This is a genomic window from Mesorhizobium sp. P5_C1, from assembly GCF_054049815.1.
In genome coordinates, this window is the sequence record NZ_JBFULQ010000756.1 from 1 (window position 1) to 2087 (window position 2087).

Genomic DNA, 2087 nt, shown 5'->3' on the forward strand with positions numbered 1-2087 from the left:
ATGGTGGGTTCTGATAACCACATCGGCTTCGGCTGCCGAAGCTATGGCCGGCAAGCCGACGGAAAGCGCCAACGCGCACATGATCATTGTTTTCATTGCAGTTTCTCCATTTCCTGAATTGGCCCTTCGTTTGGATAACTGCCCGCGATCACTTTGGTTCCGGCCTGCTTGGGCCAGCCCGAAACGCTTGCGGCATGTCGAAAGAGGGGCGACCGCATCGCCTAGGGCTGAGAAGGGGCTGCCTCTCGCTGATGGTATTTGCAAAGAACGATGCGTCTCGACGCGTCGGTCTCGCTCACGTCGGGCAGCACAACGATCTGCCCCCAAAAATCGCAATATCTGGCTACTGCCTCCGGCAGCTCCTTGCCGCTCATGCCAGAGATCGCAGCGATATCACCTTCGCTACAGTTGGTCTTTCGGGAGAGCTGCGCTGCCGCCGCTACTATCTTGCATGACCGCTCGTCGTTTGCTTGCGAGGGCGCGCAACCGCAGGCAAGTGCGATTGCTGCTGTGACAACCAATTTGCGCATGATGGCTCCGGACCTGACCGGCATTCTGTCGCCGCCGTAACAACAAATATGAAGCGCAGCTAATACAAAGGCAAATTCACCAGGCCATCTCTCGATTTGCCAATGGCGGAACATTAGGCGCGCCTAATTGTTCTACTCCTCACAGCCGACATCCGTGTCTGCTGAAGATCAGCCGGCAAAGGCTGGTCGGCCAGCGTTCTCCGCCAGAGGCGCGGGCTTCCCCAGGCAACAGGAGAACGATTATGAACAACATCATTTGGCTCGTTGGCGCGGTGGTCATCGTAATTGCGATATTGAGCTTCTTCGGCCTCCGATAGGTGCGACGCGGGTTCTGGCCGGTTGCCCGTTGATCGGCCAGTCGGCCTTTCGTCGACTTTCCTGTTCCTCTGACGCTTCCGTGGGGAGGAGCGGGGGTGTTCGCATTCCGTCCCCCCGGCGGCCAACCCGGCCGTAGCGCCGATGCCAAGCATGCACTAACATTCCAGCCTGACCCCGTAGGGGCTGCCCAGTGATCTGTTCAAATTGGGGACCTACCCATGACCAATCATTGCTGTGGACCGGGCTATGCTTCCCCAGCCGAGGCGATGACCGCACCTCGCGAAAAGCTGCTCTATACGATTGCCATCTACACCGGCACGGGCATTCAGAAGCCGGACTATTTGTGCACCATTGATGTCGACCCGGAGAGTTCGACCTACAGCCAAGTGATTTCACGTTTGCAAATGCCGGGTATTGGCGATGAGCTTCATCACTCGGGCTGGAATGCCTGTTCGTCGTGCCATGGCGATGCGAGCATGGAGCGGAAATATCTGATTGTGCCGGGTGTGCGCTCGTCCAATCTGCACATTGTCGATTGCGGCACCGATCCTCGCAATCCGACACTGTTCAAAGTCATAAGCGGCGCTGACATCAAAGCCAGGGCCAACTTGTCGGCACCGCACACGGTGCATTGCCTCGGCTCGGACATCATCGTTTCCATGCTTGGCGACGCTCAGGGCAATGCCCCCGGCGGCTATTTGCAGCTCAGCAAGGAGTTCGAGATTGTCGGCCGTTGGGAAAACTCCATGGGCGGTATCAAGTTTGGTTATGATTTCTGGTACCAGCCGCGACACAATGTAATGGTCAGTTCGGAGTGGGCCGCGCCCAACACCTTCATGCCCGGTTTTGACCTGGAAGAGGTTGGCCATCTGAAATATGGCCGGGAGATCCATTTCTGGGATTTTGAAAAGAAGGAGCCGAAGCAAACATTCTATCTCGGTGAAGATGGCCTGATCCCACTGGAAGTGCGGTTCCACCACAATCCCGACAGCAGTCACGGCTTTGTTGGCGCGGCCCTTTCAGCAAATATCATCCATTGGTGGAAGGATGCGGCGGGTGATTGGCAATGGGAAAAAATTATCGATGTCGACAATGAGCCACATCCCGAATGGCCGATCCCGATTCCGGGCGTGATCTCGGTCATCCTGCTCAGCATGGACGATAGATACCTCTATTTTTGTAACTGGTTGCACGGCGACATCCGTCAGTACGACATCTCGGACCCTCACAATGCCAATC

General features: G+C 56.5%; 2 protein-coding genes. One reads left to right on the forward strand and one right to left on the reverse strand.

The genetic code is table 11. The features are described from left to right. Window positions 1-221: 221 nt before the first annotated feature. Window positions 222-644: a hypothetical protein gene (locus tag ACXJ7R_RS30890; RefSeq protein WP_457155117.1), complete on the reverse strand. Its 423-nt coding sequence runs from the start codon at window positions 642-644 to the stop codon at window positions 222-224. A 422-nt stretch (window positions 645-1066) separates the two neighbouring features. On the opposite strand from ACXJ7R_RS30890, the gene ACXJ7R_RS30895 reads away from it, so the two are divergent. After that, window positions 1067-2087 (forward strand): selenium-binding protein SBP56-related protein (locus ACXJ7R_RS30895; protein WP_457155118.1); only part of this gene is annotated, 1021 nt, incomplete at its 3' end.

Excerpts from the sequence above, each read along its gene's own strand:
- ACXJ7R_RS30890 (WP_457155117.1), bottom strand. The coding sequence starts at position 644 with ATGTTCCGCCATTGGCAAATCGAGAGATGGCCTGGTGAATTTGCCTTT.